This is a genomic window from Micromonospora sp. NPDC049139, from assembly GCF_055586845.1.
The window spans coordinates 712437-730184 of sequence record NZ_JBVJHK010000001.1 but is presented as its reverse complement, the minus strand read 5'-3'; the positions used below and the strand labels follow the sequence as shown (position 1 = coordinate 730184).

The window sequence follows — 17748 nt, the reverse complement described above, 5'->3', positions numbered from 1 at the left end:
TCCTGAATCCGGGCGGGGGACCTTCCTGAGGGAGGCGCGGATGTTCGGACAGAGCACCACAACCACACCACCTCCGACCGATCGGGGCCTGGAGGACCTGGACGCGGCCGCGCTGGCGTACGCGGCCCGGATCGAGGGTCTTCCGCCCGAACGGCGCCAGGAGGCGCGTGACGACCTGGTCCGGTTCGCCCTGCCGTTCGCCGGCCGACTCGCCCGCCGGTACCGGGGGCGGGGGGAGCCGCTGGAGGACCTGGAGCAGGTCGCCCGCCTCGGCCTGGTCAACGCCGTCGACCGGTACGACCCCGAGCGGGGATCCTTCACCGCGTACGCCGCGATCACCATCGTCGGCGAGATCAAGCGCCACTTCCGCGACCGCACCTGGGGCGTGCACGTGCCCCGCCGGCTGCGCGACCTGATCCTGGAGGTGGGGCAGGCGACCGCCGCGCTGACCAGCGAGCTGTCCCGGGCCCCGTCGGTCGCCGAGCTGGCGGCGCGGCTGGAGACGCCGGAGGAGGAGATCCTGGCCGCGCTGGAGTCGGCGGCCGGCTACAGCCCGGCCTCGCTCAACGCCCCCGTCGGCGGGGAGAGCTCGGCCGAGTTCGGCGACCTGGTCGGCGAGTCCGACAACGCGCTGGAGTCCGTCGACGACCGGGTGACCGTCAGCGGGCTGCTGCACCGGCTGCCCTGGCGGGAGCGGCGCATCCTGGCCATGCGCTTCTACGGCAACCAGACCCAGGCGGAGATCGCCGCCCGGTTCGGCATCTCCCAGATGCACGTCTCGCGGCTGCTGTCGCGGGCGCTGACCTGGCTGCGCCAGGCGATGCTCGCCGACGCCCCGCCGCCGTGGCAGAACGGCGCGGCCGAGTCGGACAGCACGAAGACCCGCATCTCCGTGAAGCAGAACGGCGACCGGGTGGTCGTGGAGGTCGGTGGGGAGGTCGACCGGGACGGCGCGGACCAGCTCCGCAGGGCCATGCTGGAGGCGGTGACCGGCCAGCCCGCCGAGGTGGTGGTGGATCTGGTCGGCGCGGGCGGCTTCGACGCCGGCGGCATCGCCGCGCTGATGGCCGGCCGCGAGGCCGCCGCCCGCACCGGGGTGCCGCTGCGGCTGACCCGGGTCCAGCCGGCTGTGCGCCGCTCGCTCAGCGCGGCGGGACTGTCTCCGACGCGCGACAACTGACGCGCGCTGGCGTCTGCCTGCGGCCAGACGACGAAAAGGGGTCGGCGCACGGTGCGCCGACCCCTTTCGCGTACCCGCTCAGCGCTCCGGGGTGTCGTCGGGCTCGCGGGGGTGCCGCCAGCGGTCCTTCTCCGGCGGTTCCGGCTGGGCGCCGGGCCGGGTCTCCTCCTCCGGCTCGGTGTACTCGAAGCTGGGCCGGCGCACCTCCTCGGGCGCCGGCACGTCCACCGGCCGGGCCCCGGACTGTGGCGCGGGGTGGTAGCCGGCCGCTTCCCGTGCGCCGTGCGCCCCCTCGGCGGCCGGCGCCTCGGGCAGGTGCTTCTCGCGGTGCAGCTCTTCGCGGAACTGCTGCGGCGGCTTGGTGGTGCGCTGGGGCAGGTCCCGGCCGAGGTCGGCGACCAGCGGGCCGTACTTGGCGTCGAACGCGGGGCGCTCGGAGCGGATCCGCGGCATCCGGTCGAAGTTGCGCAGCGGCGGCGGGCAGGTGGTGGCCCACTCCAGGGAGTTGCCGTAGCCCCACGGGTCGTCGACCGCCACCATGGCGCCGTACCGCCAGGTTTTCCACGCGTTCCAGATGAAGAAGAGGGTGGACGCGCCGAGCACGAACGCGGAGATGCTGGAGAAGGTGTTCAGCGCGGTGAAGCCGTCGGTCGGCAGGTAGTCGACGTACCGGCGGGGGAAGCCCTCGTTGCCCAGCCAGTGCTGGACGAGGAAGGTGCCGTGGAAGCCGAGGAACATGGTCCAGAAGTGCGCCTTGCCGAGCCGCTCGTCGAGCAGCCGCCCGGTCATCTTCGGCCACCAGAAGTAGAAGCCGCCGAAGAGGGCGAAGACCACGGTGCCGAAGAGCACGTAGTGGAAGTGCCCGACGGCGAAGTACGTGTCGTGGGTGTGCCAGTCCGCCGGCGGGCTGGCCAGCAGCACCCCGGTGAGGCCGCCGAAGAGGAAGGTGACCAGGAAGCCGATCGCGAACAGCATCGGCGTCTCGAAGGTGAGCTGTCCCTTCCACATCGTGCCGATCCAGTTGAAGAACTTCACCCCGGTGGGCACGGCGATCAGGTAGCTCAGGATGCTGAAGAACGGCAGCAGCACCTGGCCCGTGGCGAACATGTGGTGCGCCCACACGGTCATCGACAGCACGGTGATCGCCATGGTGGCCAGCACCAGACCGGTGTACCCGAAGATCGGCTTGCGGGCGAAGACCGGGATGATCTCGGTGATGATGCCGAAGAACGGCAGCGCGATGATGTAGACCTCGGGATGGCCGAAGAACCAGAACAGGTGCTGGAAGAGCATCGACCCGTTGTTCTCCGGGGTGAAGACCTGCGCGTTGAGCAGTCGGTCCGCCGCCAGCGCCAGCAGCGCCGCGGCGAGCAGCGGGAAGACCAGGAGCACCAGCACGCTGGTGAACAGCATGTTCCAGGTGAAGATCGGCATCCGGAACATGGTCATGCCGGGCGCGCGCAGGGTCAGGATCGTGGTGATCAGGTTGACCGCGCCGAGGATGGTGCCCAGCCCGGAGACGACCAGGCCCACCACCCACATGTTCGCGCCGACGCCCGGGGAGTGCTCCTGGCTGCTCAGCGGCGTGTACGCGGTCCAGCCGAAGTCGGCGGAGCCGCCGGGGAGGGCGAAGCCGCCGATCACCATCAGGCCGCCGAACAGGTAGAGCCAGTACGCGAGGGCGTTGAGCCGGGGGAACGACACGTCCGGCGCGCCGATCTGGATCGGCACGATGTAGTTGGCGAACCCGAACGCCGCCGGGGTGGCGAAGAGCAGCAGCATCACCGCGCCGTGTGAGGTGAACAGCTGGTTGTACTGCTCGGGGGCGAGGAACTGCAGACCCGGTCGGGCCAGCTCGGCCCGCATCAGCATCGCCTCGACCCCGGCGACCAGGAAGAAGCCGAACGAGGTGAGCAGGTAGAGCAGGCCGATCTGCTTGTGGTCGGTGGTGGCCAGGAACCGGATCAGGGTTCCGCCGGGGACCGACTTGCGCAGCGGCCCGGGGAAGCCGCCGAAGCGTGCCGGTGCCAGGATCGCCGGGCCCCGGTCGCGTGGAGGTTCCGTGGTTACCCGCTTGGGCATGTGACTCTCACCCCGCCATGACGACAGAAAGGACGGCGTGCCTACCCGCCCCTCTGCCCATGTAACCAGGCGACAGCGGCTATTCAGGCTAGAGCGGTAATTTCGGTCAATTGGCGGGCAGTACGGCCCAGACGGCCTTCCCGTCGCCGGCCGGCACGCTGCCCCAGCGCTGCGCCAGCTCGCGGACCAGCATCAGGCCACGGCCGCCCTCCGCCAGCAGCTCGGGGGAGCCGGCCCGGGCCGAGGCCCGGCAGCCGTCCACCACTGCGAGGTGCAGGTACGGCTGACGCAGGGTGAGCGTCACCTGCATCGGGGTCCCGGCGTGGCGGACCACGTTGCCGACCAGCTCGCTGAGCACCAGCGAGGCCGGGCCGGCCGCCTGCGGCAGGTTCCACCGGGCACACGCGTCGGCGACCAGCTCGCGGGCCCGCCGGCAGGCCTCCGCCACCGGTTCGAGCCGGGCCCGCAGCCGGGGCACCACCGCCGCGTTCGCCACCCGGGTGGCCTCCTCGCAGTCGCGGCGCACCGGCACCACCCGGCAGGCGGTCGACTCCGCCAGCCAGCCCGCCGCCTCGGGCGGCGGGGCGCAGAGCACGACCGGCACCGCCGGCCAGTCGGCGGCGCGCCGGGCGGCGGCCGCGAAGACCGAGAGCGCGAGCCGGTCGCGGACGGTGACGTCGGTCAGGTCGACCACGAGGGCGTCGGGCTGGGCGGCCAGGCAGTCCGCCAGCACGGTGTGCACCGCGCGCATGGTGCCGACATCGAGGCCGCCGCGGAGCCGTACGACGGTCACGGGCGACGCGTCGCGCAGCTCGCAGGTGATCCGGCTCGACATGTGTGCGCCCTCGCTTCGCGTGGTCGGGGACCTGCGAACTACCCGGGCACCAGGGGGGTCAAACCGGAACGGGGCGACCGCGACGGTGGTCACGGCCGCCCGCCGCTCCGCTGCGTCACCGGCGGGGCTGCCCGCGCGTGGTCAGCACGCCGAGCGCGATCATGCCGACGCCGAGGAACAGGTGCAGCCAGTTGTCGGCGTTGTTGACCGGGACGAAGTTGGCCCCGCTGTCGTGGTCGACCACCAGGCCGTAGAGCCAGAGCACCAGATAGATCGCTCCGCCGCCGACCAGGAACGTGCGGGCGCCGGAGACCGTCCGGGCCAGCACCAGCCCCGCCACCCCGAAGAGCAGGTGGACGATGTTGTGCAGCACCGAGACCTGGAAGAGGCCGAGCAGCTTGGCGTCGGACTCGTGCCCGGCGAACCGCAGGTCACCGAAATCGCTGGTGACCCCCGGCACGAAGCCGAGCACGCCGACCAGGAGGAAGACCACCGCCACGACGGTGGCGGCCCGCCGGACGGGCGCCTTGCCGTCGGCCGGGTTGCGCCGGGCGCGGGAGTGCGCCATGGGACCGGTCACCGGGTCACCGCCAGGATGCCCCGTCCTTCAGGGCGGGGAGGAATGGCGGATGCGCTGTCAACCATGATCGTCCTTTCTGGTAGGACTGGTCCTGTGCGGACGGCGTACAGGTGTCGGGCGTACCCGACCCCGGAGGAGGTGGCGGTGCTGAACCGCACGTTCGGGTGTGTACGCGTCGTCTGGAACCGCACCCTCGCCGCCCGTCACGCCCGCTGGCACACCGAACGGAAGTCCACCTCCTATGCGGAGACGGATCGGGCGTTGACGGAGATGAAGAAGCAGCCCGATCTGGCGTTTCTGGGTGAGGTGTCGTCGGTGCCGTTGCAGCAGACCCTGCGGCACCAGCACACCGCCATGACCGCGTTCTTCGCCAAGCGGGCCCGGTACCCGCGCTACAAGTCCCGGCACGGCCGCCAGTCCGCCAGTTTCACCCGGTCGGCGTTCCGGCTGCGTGACGGGAACCTGTCGTTGGGGAAGACACCGGGTGTGCTGCGGTTCGTGTGGTCGTGGCCGAACGTGGACGTGACGGCACTGGATCCGACGATGGTGACGGTGTCGCGTGACCCGGACGGCCGCTGGTTCGTGACGTTCGCCGTCGACATCGAGACACCCGCCGCACCAGAACCGGCGGGCGGGGTGGTGGGCGTGGACCTCGGCCTGACCGACTTCGCGGTGCTGTCGACCGGCGAGCGCATCCCCCACCCGAGGCACATGGAGCGGCGCGAACGCCGACTCAAGCGGTACCAGCGGATGATGGCCCGCCGGCAGAAGGGCTCCGCCAACCGCGCCAAAGCCAAACGGAAAGTCGCCCGGGCGCATTCGCGGGTACGTGACGCCCGCCGGGACTTCCTCCACCAGCAGTCCACCACCCTGGTCCGCCGGTTCGCGGCCATCGCCGTGGAGGACCTGGCGGTGGCGAACATGGCCCGCAACCGCTGCCTGGCCAAAGCGATCTCGCGTACCGGCTGGGCCGAGTTCCGTACGTTGCTGACCTACAAGGCGCACCGCGACGGCCGTATCCTCGCGGTGGTGGACCGCTGGTACCCGTCGTCGAAGACGTGTTCGGCGTGCGGGCACCTGCTCGCCCAGCTTTCCCTCGGCACACGCCACTGGACGTGTCCGGGTTGCGGCACCCGGCATGACCGGGACGTCAACGCCGCCCAGAACATCGCCGTCGCGGCCGGGCTGGTCGAGACGCAAAACGCCTGCGGAGCGGACGTCAGACACGAAGGAACTCCTTCCGTGCGGTCTGCGGTGAACCAGGAACCCCAACCCGCGAGGGTGGGAATCCCCCGCCTCTAGACGGGGGAGGATGTCAACTAGACGGGGGAGGATGTCAACGCGGTCTCCTCACTGTGCGTGGGAATGCTGGGCCGTCCGCGCCTTCCCGCTCCCCGTCCCGCCAAACCCGCGGCCGGCGGATTTCCTCGTGCCGCTCCGGCGGCCACGCGACGGCCGGGGCCGTCCCGCCCTGCCAGGCGGACCGACCCCGGCCGGGAGCGTGGGATCAGACCGGTTGCAGCCGCGGTGCGGCGGCCAGCTGGCGGACCCGTTCGTAGAGGCCCACGTACTGCTCCGCCATCACGGCGGGGGTGAAACGCGCCGCGGCCTCGCGTCGGCACTCGTCGGGGTCGAGGAGGCTGGCGGCCAGCAGCAGGTCGGCCAGCTCGTCCTCGTCGGTGGTGAGCAGGCCCGTGCGGCCGTGCTCGATCAGCTCGGGCAGACAGCCCCGCGCCGTCGCCACCACGGGCGTGCCCAGGGCCAGCGACTCGACCACCGCCGTGCCGCCCGGCTCCTCCCAGCGCAGCGGGAACAGCGAGGCGCGGGCGCCCGCCAGCAGGTCGTCGCGCTCCTGCCCGGCCACGGTGCCCACCCAGCGGACCAGGTCGCCGTCGACGTGCGGCGCCACCTCGTCGTAGAAGAACCGGACGTCCGGGTTCTGTCGTGTCTCGTCCCCGGCGGCGGCCAGGTCCTCCGGCCGGTGGTACGGCCCGACGGGCCCGGCGAGCACCAGCGGTACCCCCACCCGGTGCGCGAGGCGGGCCCCCAGGTCCTGGCCCTTGCCGGGGTTGATCCGGCCCAGGATGACCAGGTAGTCGCCCTTGTCCGCGCCCGGCCGCCGGTCGGCGTCGACGGCGAGGGGGGTCGACAGGTGCACATGCCCCACGGAGTGCTCCCGCAGCGCCCGGGGCGCGCGGGCCAGTTGCGAGGCGGACACCCCGTTGACCCGGACCCGTTCGCCGCCGTCCAGGTTGCCGTAGAGCGCCGGGTGCTTGGCCAGGTCCCAGTGCAGCGTGTGCAGCGCCGGCGGGGCGTCCGGGCCCATCGCGGCGAGGGTGGCCAGGCCCACCGCCTCCACGTGGTCGTGCACCAGGTCGATGTCGTCGCGGGAGTGCAGCGCGCGCACCACCCCGTTCAGGTGCGCCTGGGAGATGCCGCAGACCTGGTTGTACGGCCGTTGCAGCGCGTGGAACTGCCCGTCGGGAAAGACGGACAGCTTCTCGTCGACCGGCAGGGTGCTGCTGTCGACCGACGCGAGCACCACCCGTACGCCGAGGCGGCGCAGCTCCGGCACCAGCGTCGCGATCACGTTCTCGATGCCGCCGTAGCCGGGCGGCGGCACGGACAGCCACGGACCGGCGTTCATCAGGACGGTGAGGCTCATCGTGCGGGGTTCCTTCCCTCGGCGGGGCCCTGGGCCGTCCGCGACCGGTCACCTGCGTTCTGGTGCGGCCGGGCGGTCACGCCGCGGCCACCCGTCGGCGGGGGATCCGGTGCCGCAGCTCCGCCAGGGGCGGTCGTTCCTCGATGGATACGTCGCTGACGACGATCTCCCGGTCCAGGTTGGGCAGCGCGTCGGAGCCGCCGCGCCGGAACTGGGTCAGCAGGGCGGCGGGCATCGCGCCCGGGGCAGCCCAGCCGCGTCGCTGCAACCGCGACCAGGCGGTGAGCATGATCTGGGCCGACATCCGGCCCAGCGCGGCGGTGTCCTGGTGGCGGTGCTTGCGCTCGCCCAGGTCCACCTGGGCCAGCGCGTCCAGCCCGACGAGGTCGAGCAGGTCGATCAGCATCGCCGTCTCCACCCCGTAGCCGGAGACGAACGGCACCCGCTCCAGCACCTCCCGGCGGCCGGCGTACTCACCGGCGAGCGGCTGGACGAAGCCCGCCAGCTCCGGCCAGAACAGGTTGAGCAGCGGCCGGGCCATCAGCTCCGTCACCCGGCCCCCGCCGTCGGCCTCCACCCCGGTCGTCCCGACCAGCGGGCGGTGGTAGAAGCCCTTGACGAAGTCGACCGACGGGTCGGTCAGCAGCGGGCCGATCAGCCCCGTCACGAAGTGGGGGCGGAACTCCCGCAGGTCGGCGTCGACGAACGCGACGACGTCCCCCTCGGCCGCGGCCAGCCCGGCCCAGAGCGCGTCGCCCTTGCCGGTCAGCCGGGGCAGCCCCCGGGTCATCGCGTCCTGGCCGACCACCTCCGCGCCGGCGGCGCGAGCCACCTGCGCCGTGCGGTCGGTGGAGCGCGAGTCCACCACGATCAGTTCGTCCACCAGGGCCACCCGGTCCATCAGGTGCTCCCGGATGGTCGACACGATCGCGCCGACCGTCGCCTCCTCGTTGTGGGCCGGCAGGACCACGCTGACCCTGCTGCCGCCCTTCGCGCGCAGCAGCCGCCGCGCCGGCCAGTCGGCCGCGGACGTGGTGCGGTAGGTGGCCCAGGCCTCCACCACCGGTGAAACCATCGTCTCCGTATTCCGCACAGGCACCCCCTGATCGTGGCGGAAAAACCCGTTCTGTTTTTCCCACTACTGCGCTCGCGCTAACCGCAGCATGCCTAACAGCTTGATCACGGAGGTCACGCGGCCGGGTTCCCCCCTGGTGAACGTTTGATTGCGCCCACGCGGGGGGAGTGCACTCGACGGAACGTGAAACCGTGGCGGAAGGGCTCTTACATGCGCACGTGCCGGGTGGGACTGGTAGGGGCCGGCGGGGTGGCGCAACGCCACGCCCGGGTGCTGGGTGGCTTCGCGGACGTGGAACTGCTCGGGGTGACCGACGTGGTCCCGGCGGCGGCGGCGGAACTGGCCGGCGGGCACGGCGCCCGGACGTTCGACGGCGTGGAGGAGTTGCTGGCCGCCGGGCCGGACGCGGTGTACGTCTGCGTGCCGCCGTTCGCGCACGGCCCGGCGGAGGAGGCGGTGATCGCGGCCGGGGTGCCGATGTTCGTGGAGAAGCCCGTCGCGGTCGACCTGGCCACGGCCGAGCGGATCGCCGACCTGGTCGCCCGGCGGGGGCTGCTCACCGGCGTCGGACACCACTGGCGGTACCTGCCGGTGGTGCAGCAGGCGCGGGAGCTGCTCGCCGGCCGTCCGGTGCGGATGGTCAGCGGCGCGTGGTGGGACAAGGTGCCCCCGGTCGCCTGGTGGTCCAGGCGGGACCGCTCCGGGGGACCGGTGGTGGAGCAGGCCGCCCACGTGCTGGACCTGGTGCGGACGCTGGTCGGGGAGGCGACCGAGGTCACCGCGTACGGCAACGGGACGCCGCCGCCGGTCGACGGCGCCGACATCGACTCGGTGACCACCGCGGCGCTGCGGTTCGCCGGCGGGGCGGTCGGCACGCTGACCGCCGCCTGCGTGCTCGGCTGGAAACACCGCGCCGGCGTGGAGATCCTCGCCGACGGGCTGGCCCTGTCGCTGACCGAGGACAGCCTGGTGGTCCGCGACGCCGACGGCGAACGTCGCTTCGGCGCCGACCCCGACGCCGCCCGGGTGGCCGTCGACCGGGCCTTCGTCGACGCGGTCCGCGGGGTCGGCGACGACGTCCGCGTCCCGTACGCCGAGGCGCTCGGCACCCAGCGGCTCGCCCTCGCGGTGGCCGACTCCGCCCGCACCGGCCGGACCGTACGCCTGGACCGCCCGGCCGCCGCGCCGCTCGCCACGGGGGTGACCGTCGATGCGTGACAAGGTGGTGGTGGTCAGCGGCCCGGGCCGGGTGGAACTCGTCGAGCAGGACGCCGTCGAGCTGACCGACGGCACGTTCCGGGTCGAGACGTTGTTCAGCGGCGTCTCCGCCGGCACCGAGCTGAGCTACGTCAAGGGCACCAACCCCTACCTGCACGTCACCTGGAACGCCGACCTCGGCCTGTTCCAGCCGGGCGGGGCGAGCACTCCCTACCCGGTGACCCGGCTGGGCTACATGCAGGTCGGCCGGGTGGTGGAGAGCCGCACCCCGGCCGTCGCCGTGGGCACCGTCGGCGCGATGACGTACGGCCACCGCACCGGCTGGGTCGCCGACCCGGTCGCCGAGCGGTTCGTGCCGCTGCCCGACGACATCGACCCGGTGCTCGGCGTCTACGTGGCGCACATGGGGCCGATCTGCGCCAACGGGGTGCTGCACGCCGCCGCCGACCTGCACGGCGCCGACGTGCGGTCGCTGGGCGACGGCGTCCGGGGCCGCCGCGTGGCCGTCGTCGGCAGCGGGGTGGTGGCCCTGCTCACCGCCCTGTTCGCCAAGCGGCACGGCGCCGCCTCGGTGGTGGTGCTCGACCCGACCCCGCAGCGGCGGGCCGTCGCCGAGGCGCTCGGCCTGGAGACCCTCGACCCGGAGGCCGACGACCCGGCGGTGGTCCTCAAGACCCGCTGGGCACACGGCCCCGGCGACCGGGGCGCCGACGTGGTGTTCCAGTGCCGGGGGCAGGCGTGGGCGTTGCAGCTCGCGCTGCGCCTGCTGCGCCCCCAGGGCACGGTCGTCGACCTGGCCTTCTACCAGGCCGGCGCGGACGCGGTGCGGTTCGGCGAGGAGTTCCACCACAACGGACTGTCGCTGCGCTGCGCGCAGATCGGCCGGGTGCCGCGCGGGCTCGCCCCCACCTGGGACCGCGAGCGCCTCTCCGCCGAGACGATCGACCTGCTGCGGGCGTACGGGGACGTGGTCCGCAAGCACCTGGTGTCGGCGGTGGTGCCGTTCGAGGAGGCGCCGACGCTGCTGACCGACCTGGCCGAGCGGCGCCGGCAGGAGCTCCAGGTGGTGCTGACCGTCTGACATCCGCGTCCGGCCAGGGCGGATGCCGGGGCCGGTTACCGTTGGCGGGCATGACCGCCAGGACCGCGTCGTGACCGCCGACGCCCCCGCAGCCGCCGCTCCCGCCCCCGCCGAGGCTCCCGCCGGCGACCCCGCGACCGCCCCGGGGGAGCACCGGGTCGGCCTCGCCGCCCTGCTGCCGTACCTGCGCGCCCACCGCGGCACCCTCGCCGTGGTGGCCGCGCTGTCGCTGGCCGGGGCGGCGGCGTCGCTGGCGCAGCCGCTCCTCACCCGCGCGGTGCTCGACGGCGTGTCGGCGGCCCGGCCGGTGGCCGGCCTGGTGGCGGTGCTGGTCGCCCTGGTGCTGGGGGCCGCGGCGCTCGGCGGGCTGCGGGACTACCTGCTGCAACGCACCGCCGAGGGGGTCGTGCTGGGCACCCGGCGGCGGCTGGCCGGGCACCTGCTGCGGCTGCCGATCGCCGAGTACGACCGCCGCCGCACCGGCGACCTGCTGTCCCGGGTCGGCTCGGACACCACGCTGCTGCGGGCGGTGGTCACCTCCGGGCTGTTCGAGGTGGTCACCGGCGCGGTGATGGTGCTGGGCGCGGCCGGCGCGATGGTGCTGCTCGACCCGGTGCTGTTCGGGGTGACCCTGCTCGGGGTGGCCGCCGGGGTCGGCTTCGCGGTCGCCTTCGCGCACCGGATGCGCAACCTGGCCCGGGCCGCCCAGGAGCGCATCGGGGAGATGACCTCGGCGGTGGAGCGGGCGATCTCCGCCGTCCGGACGATCCGCGCGGCCCGGGCGGAGCGGCGCGAGGCCGACACGGTCGGCGCCAGCGCGGCGCAGGCGTACGCGGCGGGGCTGCGGGTGGCCCGGGTGCAGGCGTTCGTCGGCCCGGTGAGCACGGTCACGATCCAGGGCGCGTTCCTGCTGGTGCTGGGCGTGGGCGGGGCGCGGGTGGCGGCCGGCGTGATCACCGTGGGTGACCTGGTCGCGTTCGTGATGCTGCTGTTCTTCCTGGTGCTGCCGCTCGGCCAGGCGGTGCACGCCTACGCCCAGTTGCAGACCGGGCTGGGCGCGTTGCAGCGGATCGAGGAGGTGCTCGCGGTGCCGGTGGAGGGCGCGGCCGACCGCCCCGCGCCCGTCCGTCACACCGCCGCCCCGACCTGGCCGAACACCGCCGACGGGGCACCGGCGGCCGTCGAGTTCGACCGGGTCGACTTCCACTACCCGGGTGGCCCGCCGGTGCTGCGCGAGGTCAGCTTCACCGTGCCGGCCGGCACCCGCACGGCACTCGTCGGCCCCTCCGGCGCCGGCAAGTCGACGCTGCTGGCCCTGGTCGAGCGCTTCTACGACGTGACCGGGGGCACCCTGCGGCTGGACGGGGTGGACGTGTGCGACCTGCCCCGCGACGCGCTGCGCGCCCGCCTCGGCTACGTCGAGCAGTCCGCGCCGGTGCTGGCCGGCACGCTCCGGGAGAACCTGCTGATCAGCGCGCCGGACGCCACCGACGACCGGCTGCGCGCGGTGCTCGACGAGGTCAACCTCGGTCATCTCGCCGAGCGGGCCCCGGAGGGGCTGGCCGTGCAGGTGGGCGAGGGCGGGGTGCTGCTCTCCGGCGGCGAGCGGCAGCGGCTGGCGATCGCCCGGGCCCTGCTGGCCGGGCCGCCGGTGCTGCTGCTCGACGAGCCGACCAGCAACCTCGACGCCCGCAACGAGGCCGCGCTGCGCCGGGCCATCGACGCGGTGGCCGTCCGGCGGACCTTGTTGATCGTGGCGCACCGGCTCTCCACGGTCGTCGACGCCGACCAGATCGTGGTGCTCGACGGCGGGCGGGTGGCCGCCACCGGCACCCACGACGAGCTGACCGTGACCAGCCCCCTCTACCGCGAGCTGGCCGCCCACCAGCTCCTGGTGACCTGAGCGGCGGGCGGCCCGACCCGCCCGGCGGCGACACCCCGCGCGGCGCCGCGCCGGGCGGGCCGCCGCTACCCGGCCCGGTCGCGTACCGTTGCCGCTCATGGGTGTGTCGCAACGCTTGAAGAGCAGGTTCCGCCGGTTCCTCCAGCGCCCGGGGACGACGGTCGACCTGGGGCCGCTGGAGAAGCTGCTGCCGGCCATCGAGGCGCGCGAGGAGAAGCTGTCGGCCCTCGACGACGCCGAGCTGACCGAGGCCGCCGGCACGGCCACGGGCTACGAGGAGATCTGCGCGATCGGCCGGGAGGCCGCCCGCCGCGGCATCGACCAGCGGCCGTACGACGTGCAGCTGCTCGGCGCCATGGCCCTGCTCTCGGGCAAAGTCGCCGAGATGGCCACCGGTGAGGGCAAGACGCTCACCGCCACCGTCGCCGCGTACGGGCACGTCCGGCTCGGCAACGGCCCGGTGCACGTGCTCACCGTCAACGACTACCTGGCCCGCCGCGACGCCCAGTGGATGGAGCCCGTCTACACCCTGCTCGGCCTGACCGTCGGCTGGGTCAACGAGGCATCCACCCCCCAGGAGCGGCGCGACGCGTACGCCTGCGACGTCACCTACGTCTCCGTCAGCGAGGCCGGCTTCGACTACCTGCGCGACCAGCTCGTGACCGACATCGACGACCGGGTGCAGCCGCCGCTGCGCACGGCGATCGTCGACGAGGCCGACTCGATCCTCATCGACGAGGCCCGGGTGCCGATGGTCCTCGCCGGCGCGGTCGCCGGCGAGCAGGACCCGGTGCACGCGGCCGCCGCCCTGGTGCGCGGCCTGCGCAAGGGCAAGCACTACACGGTCGCCGAGGATGGCCGCAGCGTGGCCTTCACCGCCGCCGGCCTGGCCGCCGTCGAGGCCAAGCTCGGCATCGACCTGTACGACGAGGAGCACGTCGCGCAGCTCTCGGCGGTGAACGTGGCACTGCACGCGCACGCCCTGCTGCACCGCGACGTCGACTACATCGTCCGTGACGGCACCGTCGAGCTGATCGACGAGATGCGCGGCCGGGTGGCCCAGCGCCGCCGCTGGCCGGACGGGCTCCAGGCGGCGGTGGAGGCCAAGGAGGGCCTGGACGCCACCGCCGAGGGCGAGGTGCTCGGCACCATCGCCGTGCAGGCGTACGTCGGCCTCTACCCGACGGTGTGCGGCATGACGGCGACCGCGGTGCTGGTGGGCGACCAGCTCCGGGAGTTCTTCGGCCTCGAGGTGGCGGTGATCCCGCCGAACACCCCGTGCGTCCGTGAGGACGAGCCGGACCGGATCTACGCCACCCGCGCCGAGAAGGAGGAGGCGCTGATCGACGAGATCACGCGCTGCCACTCGGCGGGGCGGCCGGTGCTGGTCGGCACGCTGGACGTGAAGGAGTCCGAGGGGCTGGCGGCCGGCCTGAACGCCGCCGGGGTGCCCTGCGTGGTGCTCAACGCCAAGAACGACGACGAGGAGGCGGCGATCATCGCCGAGGCCGGCGCGTACGGCGCGGTGACCGTCTCCACCCAGATGGCCGGCCGGGGCGTGGACATCCGGCTCGGCGGCAGCGACCAGGCCGACCGGGAGCGGGTCGCCGAGTTGGGCGGCCTCTACGTGATCGGCAGTGGCCGGCACGACAGCCGGCGGGTCGACGACCAGCTCCGCGGCCGGGCCGGCCGCCAGGGCGACCCGGGTGGCTCGGTCTTCTTCGTCAGCCTCGAGGACGACCTGGTCGTCCGGCACGCCGGCGACGCCGTCCCGGCGTCACCCCGGATGAACGCCGACGGCCTGGTCACCGACGAGCAGGTCGACTACGCCGTCGAGCACGCCCAGCGGGTCGCCGAGGGCGTCAACCACGAGATCCACCGCAACACCTGGCGCTACAGCGTGGTCATCGAGCAGCAGCGCAAGGCCCTCGCCGAGCGGCGGGAGCGGCTGCTGACCAGCGACGTGGCGGCGCTGATGCTGCTGGACCGGGTGCCGGAGAAGGCCGAGGAGATGGACGAGGACCTGCTCGCCCGGGTCGCCCGGTCGATCGCCCTCTACCACCTCGACCGGCTCTGGGCGGAGCACCTCGCCGAGCTGTCCGAGGTGCGCGAGGGCGTGCACCTGCGCGCGCTCGGCCGCCTCGACCCGCTGGACGAGTTCCACCGGGCGGCGGTGCCGGCGTTCAACAACCTGATCCCGGAGATCGAGACGCGGACCATCGCGACCTTCGAGGAGACGGAGTTCGGCGAGGACTGGGAGCCGGACGAGGCGAAGCTGGTGCGGCCGAGCGCCACCTGGACGTACCTGGTGCACGACAACCCGTTCGGCTCCGAGCTGGACCGGTTGATCGCTTCCGTGGGTCGACGGCTCAGCGCCGGCTCCCGCTGACGCGTCGGGGCCCCTTTCGCGCCACGCGGCGCCGAAAGGGGCCCCCTTTTGCGCCGTTTCGACCCCGGTTTGCGAGGGTAGTAGGGCGGGTCCGAAGAGTCGGGAGAGATCAGAAGATGGAACGGGTGACGGCGCCGGTCGGGCGTGCGGGGGCACGCGCGGGGTCGGTGGAGGCTGTGCCGCGGTGAACCTGGAGATGCGGGACCCGGCGGTGGAGCGGCTGGGCGTCCTGGAGACGGCCGCCCTGCTGCGGGAGCTGACGGCCGGGCTGATCGCCGTCGACGACTTCGACGAGGCGCTGGCGGCGCTGGTGCGCATCGGCCGGGACGCGGTGGACGGCGTGAGCTGGTGCGGCTTCACCGCGCTGCGGGCCGGGGAGCCGGCCGGCGTGGCCGCCTCCGACGAGCGGCTGGCGGGGCTGGACGACCTGCGGCACGGTCCGGACTCGCCGGCGATGGACGCGATCCGGCGGCGGGAGATGATCCTCTCCGAGCACCTGGGCCGCGAGCCGCGCTGGCCGACCTGGACGCCCCGCGCGCGGGAGCTGGGCGTGCACGGGGTGATCTCCGCCCCTGTCGACGTCGACGAGCAGGTGATCGGGGCGATCAACCTCTACGCCGGCGCCGCCGACCTGCTCACCCCCGGGCACCAGCTCACCGCGATGCTGCTCGCCGAGCACGCCGGGCTGCTCCTCGCGGCGGTCCGCGACCGGGCGCGCCGGGCGGCCCGGGCCGGGGAGCTGGACTCGTCGCTGCTCGGCGACGGGGTGGTGGGGCAGGCGATCGGGGTCATCATGACCCAGCGCGGCTGCCCGGCCGAGGAGGCTCTCGACGTGCTGCGCAGCGCCGCGTCGTCGCTGGACATCCCGCTGCGCGAGGTGGCCGACCGGCTGGTCAGCACCGTGTCACGCCCCAGGGACACCTGAGTCCCGGCTGCCACCCCGTTCGCCGCCCCGCCCGCCGTCCCTCCCGGCGCCGTGACATCTGGGCCGATGGGCGCGTGTCGTTTCGCCCTGGGAGCGCCCGGGTAGCACTCTGTATTCGTGGGGTGAGCCGACCTGGGGGAGGAACGATGCAGAGCCGGCTTCGGGTGCAGGGGCACCCGATCCAACCGATGCTGGTGACGTTCCCGTTCGGGCTCTTCGTGAGCGCGACCGTGTTCGACCTGACCGACGTGCTCGGGGGACCGGCCTTCCTCGGCGAGGTGGGCTACTGGAGCTCGGTGGCGGCCCTGTTCGCCGCCGCGCTGGCCGCCGTGGCCGGCATGATCGACCTGTGGGACGTGCCGGGCGGCCGGACCCGACGCACGGCGGTGACCTTCAACCTGGTGAACGTGGCGATGGCCGCGCTGTTTCTGGTGTCCTGCCTCGTCCGCGCGGACGCGCCGCGGCGCGGCGCCAGCGTCGTGCTGCTGCTCACCGAGGTCGTGGCCCTGGCCGTCGGTGCGGTCGGCGTCCGGCTGGGTGCCCGGCTGGTGCGGCTGTTCGACGTGGGCCGCCGGGCCGAGGCGACCACCTTCGACGCGCTGGGCGGCGTCTCCGGCTCCACCGTCGACCTGGCCCGCTCCCGCCCCTGACCCACCCCGCCCCTGCCCCTGCCCCTGCCCCTGCCCCTGCCCCTGCCCCTGCCTCTGCCTCTGCCTCTGCCCCTGCCCCCGCCCCTGCCCCCGCCCCCGGCCCCCGCGATCTTGCACTTGGCGCCCGGACGAAGGTGGCAATTCCGCCCGATCCGGGGGCTGAGAGTGCAAGATCGCGGGGGGCGGAAAGGGTGGCGGGGGAGGGGTCAGCGGGTCGGGTGGGATTCGGCGTGGTGGGCGGCCAGGACGTCCGCGCCGAAGTCGCTGGCCGGGCGGCGCAGCACGGTGTGCGCGTGGTTGCCGTCGTCGGTGGTGTTGTCGTACTCGATCAGCAGGTCGTCGCCCTGCACACGGTAGTAGTGGCGTTGGCCGGGGCGGGTCGGGCCGGCCCAGGCGAAGTGCAGCTGCCCCGAGGCCAGCCGGCGTGCCTCCCGGATCGCCAGCTCGGGCGGGAGCCGGTCCAGGTAGAGCGCGACGAGCTGGTCCAGCAGCGCCCGCCCGGTGGGGCCGAGCCGGTCGGCGGGCACCCCGAGCGGCTCCAGCGGCGCGTCGACGTGGGCGCGGGTGGCGCTGATGATGTCGCCGGGCGCCTCGTCGGCGACGATCGCGGCGGCTCGGCCGGCCGGGCCGATGGCGTCCAGCAGGGCGCGGCCCAGGTCCTCCTCGACGCCCAGGGGCCGGGAGACGGGGCGGCCGGCGTACCGGACGGCGGCCGGGTTGGCGCCGAGGAAGATCGGCGCGGGGGAGACCTGGTCGGCCACCACGGTCATGCTCACCGAGAGGTGGTGCCCCTCCAGCCGCCACGCCCACGCGTCGTCCCGGGCCGGGTCGCCGAAGACGGCCACCCAGTAGTCGCCGCTGTGCCGGCCCCGGTGCCATCCCTCCGCCCGGTCCAGCACCTCCTCCAGCGCGACGATCGCCATCGCCTGGGCGTACGCCGGTGGGCTCAGCGCGGTGGCCAGCAGCCGGTGCGCGGCCTTGCGCCCGGCGCGGTCCAGGTCGGCCAGGCACACCCCGGGCCGGGGTCGTGGCCGGTACTCCAGCCAGCGCCGGGCCTGCTCGTCGTCGAACCGGAGGGCGGCGCGGGCGCGGGCGGGCTCGTCCAGCGCGGCCAGCAGCGCCGTGCCGGCGGTGCGCATCTGCTCGGGCAGCGGATCTTCCACCG

General features: G+C 73.9%; 14 protein-coding genes. 8 read left to right on the top strand and 6 right to left on the bottom strand.

Annotation, left to right across the window (positions count from 1 at the left end):
- Positions 1 to 40 precede the first annotated feature (40 nt).
- On the top strand, positions 41 to 1180 hold the full coding sequence (locus tag ACZ6Q9_RS03235) for a SigB/SigF/SigG family RNA polymerase sigma factor (protein ID WP_393269908.1): 1140 nt from the start codon (positions 41 to 43) through the stop codon (positions 1178 to 1180).
- A 78-nt stretch (positions 1181 to 1258) separates the two neighbouring features.
- Here ACZ6Q9_RS03235 and ctaD read toward each other — a convergent pair whose 3' ends face one another.
- The 3 genes from ctaD to ACZ6Q9_RS03220 all read right to left on the bottom strand — a co-directional run bounded on the left by ctaD (position 1259) and on the right by ACZ6Q9_RS03220 (position 4665).
- Complete coding sequence (gene ctaD / locus ACZ6Q9_RS03230; RefSeq protein ID WP_393269910.1) at positions 1259 to 3262, bottom strand: aa3-type cytochrome oxidase subunit I; 2004 nt, start codon at positions 3260 to 3262, stop codon at positions 1259 to 1261.
- Between the two features lie 106 nt (positions 3263 to 3368).
- On the bottom strand, positions 3369 to 4097 hold the full coding sequence (locus ACZ6Q9_RS03225) for an ATP-binding protein (RefSeq protein WP_396826577.1): 729 nt from the start codon (positions 4095 to 4097) through the stop codon (positions 3369 to 3371).
- Between the two features lie 115 nt (positions 4098 to 4212).
- Positions 4213 to 4665: a DUF4383 domain-containing protein gene (locus ACZ6Q9_RS03220; RefSeq protein ID WP_396827098.1), complete on the bottom strand. Its 453-nt coding sequence runs from the start codon at positions 4663 to 4665 to the stop codon at positions 4213 to 4215.
- A 27-nt stretch (positions 4666 to 4692) separates the two neighbouring features.
- Between ACZ6Q9_RS03220 and ACZ6Q9_RS03215 the strand changes: the two genes are divergently transcribed.
- On the top strand, positions 4693 to 5979 hold the full coding sequence (locus tag ACZ6Q9_RS03215; protein ID WP_466021382.1) for an RNA-guided endonuclease InsQ/TnpB family protein: 1287 nt from the start codon (positions 4693 to 4695) through the stop codon (positions 5977 to 5979).
- A 205-nt stretch (positions 5980 to 6184) separates the two neighbouring features.
- Here the strand turns inward: ACZ6Q9_RS03215 and ACZ6Q9_RS03210 are convergent, their stop codons facing one another.
- The gene (locus tag ACZ6Q9_RS03210; protein ID WP_396826581.1) at positions 6185 to 7342 is read right to left on the bottom strand and encodes a glycosyltransferase; all 1158 of its coding nucleotides are present in this window, start codon (positions 7340 to 7342) and stop codon (positions 6185 to 6187) included.
- A 76-nt stretch (positions 7343 to 7418) separates the two neighbouring features.
- Positions 7419 to 8417 carry a glucosyl-3-phosphoglycerate synthase gene (locus ACZ6Q9_RS03205; RefSeq protein ID WP_393269983.1) on the bottom strand — a complete coding sequence of 333 codons (999 nt, stop codon included), beginning with the start codon at positions 8415 to 8417 and terminating at the stop codon, positions 7419 to 7421.
- 210 nt (positions 8418 to 8627) lie between these two features.
- On the opposite strand from ACZ6Q9_RS03205, the gene ACZ6Q9_RS03200 reads away from it, so the two are divergent.
- From ACZ6Q9_RS03200 to ACZ6Q9_RS03175, 6 genes are all read left to right on the top strand, one after another.
- Positions 8628 to 9635 carry a Gfo/Idh/MocA family protein gene (locus tag ACZ6Q9_RS03200; protein WP_396826583.1) on the top strand — a complete coding sequence of 336 codons (1008 nt, stop codon included), beginning with the start codon at positions 8628 to 8630 and terminating at the stop codon, positions 9633 to 9635.
- On the top strand, positions 9628 to 10716 hold the full coding sequence (locus ACZ6Q9_RS03195; RefSeq protein ID WP_396826585.1) for a zinc-binding alcohol dehydrogenase: 1089 nt from the start codon (positions 9628 to 9630) through the stop codon (positions 10714 to 10716). The genes ACZ6Q9_RS03200 and ACZ6Q9_RS03195 overlap by 8 nt, the downstream gene beginning before the upstream one ends.
- Positions 10717 to 10786: 70 nt before the next feature.
- A complete protein-coding gene (locus ACZ6Q9_RS03190; protein ID WP_396826587.1) occupies positions 10787 to 12619 on the top strand; it encodes an ABC transporter ATP-binding protein in 1833 nt (610 codons plus the stop codon).
- A 97-nt stretch (positions 12620 to 12716) separates the two neighbouring features.
- Positions 12717 to 15008, top strand: coding sequence for an accessory Sec system translocase SecA2 (gene secA2, locus ACZ6Q9_RS03185; RefSeq protein ID WP_393269927.1), 2292 nt, complete (start codon positions 12717 to 12719; stop codon positions 15006 to 15008).
- 184 nt (positions 15009 to 15192) lie between these two features.
- Positions 15193 to 15933, top strand: coding sequence for a GAF and ANTAR domain-containing protein (locus ACZ6Q9_RS03180; RefSeq protein ID WP_393269930.1), 741 nt, complete (start codon positions 15193 to 15195; stop codon positions 15931 to 15933).
- 146 nt (positions 15934 to 16079) lie between these two features.
- Entirely contained in the window at positions 16080 to 16583 is a 504-nt protein-coding gene (locus ACZ6Q9_RS03175) for a DUF2231 domain-containing protein (RefSeq protein ID WP_396826590.1), read from the top strand.
- Between the two features lie 206 nt (positions 16584 to 16789).
- Here ACZ6Q9_RS03175 and ACZ6Q9_RS03170 read toward each other — a convergent pair whose 3' ends face one another.
- Positions 16790 to 17746: a DUF3500 domain-containing protein gene (locus ACZ6Q9_RS03170; RefSeq protein WP_393448966.1), complete on the bottom strand. Its 957-nt coding sequence runs from the start codon at positions 17744 to 17746 to the stop codon at positions 16790 to 16792.
- Positions 17747 to 17748 lie beyond the last annotated feature (2 nt).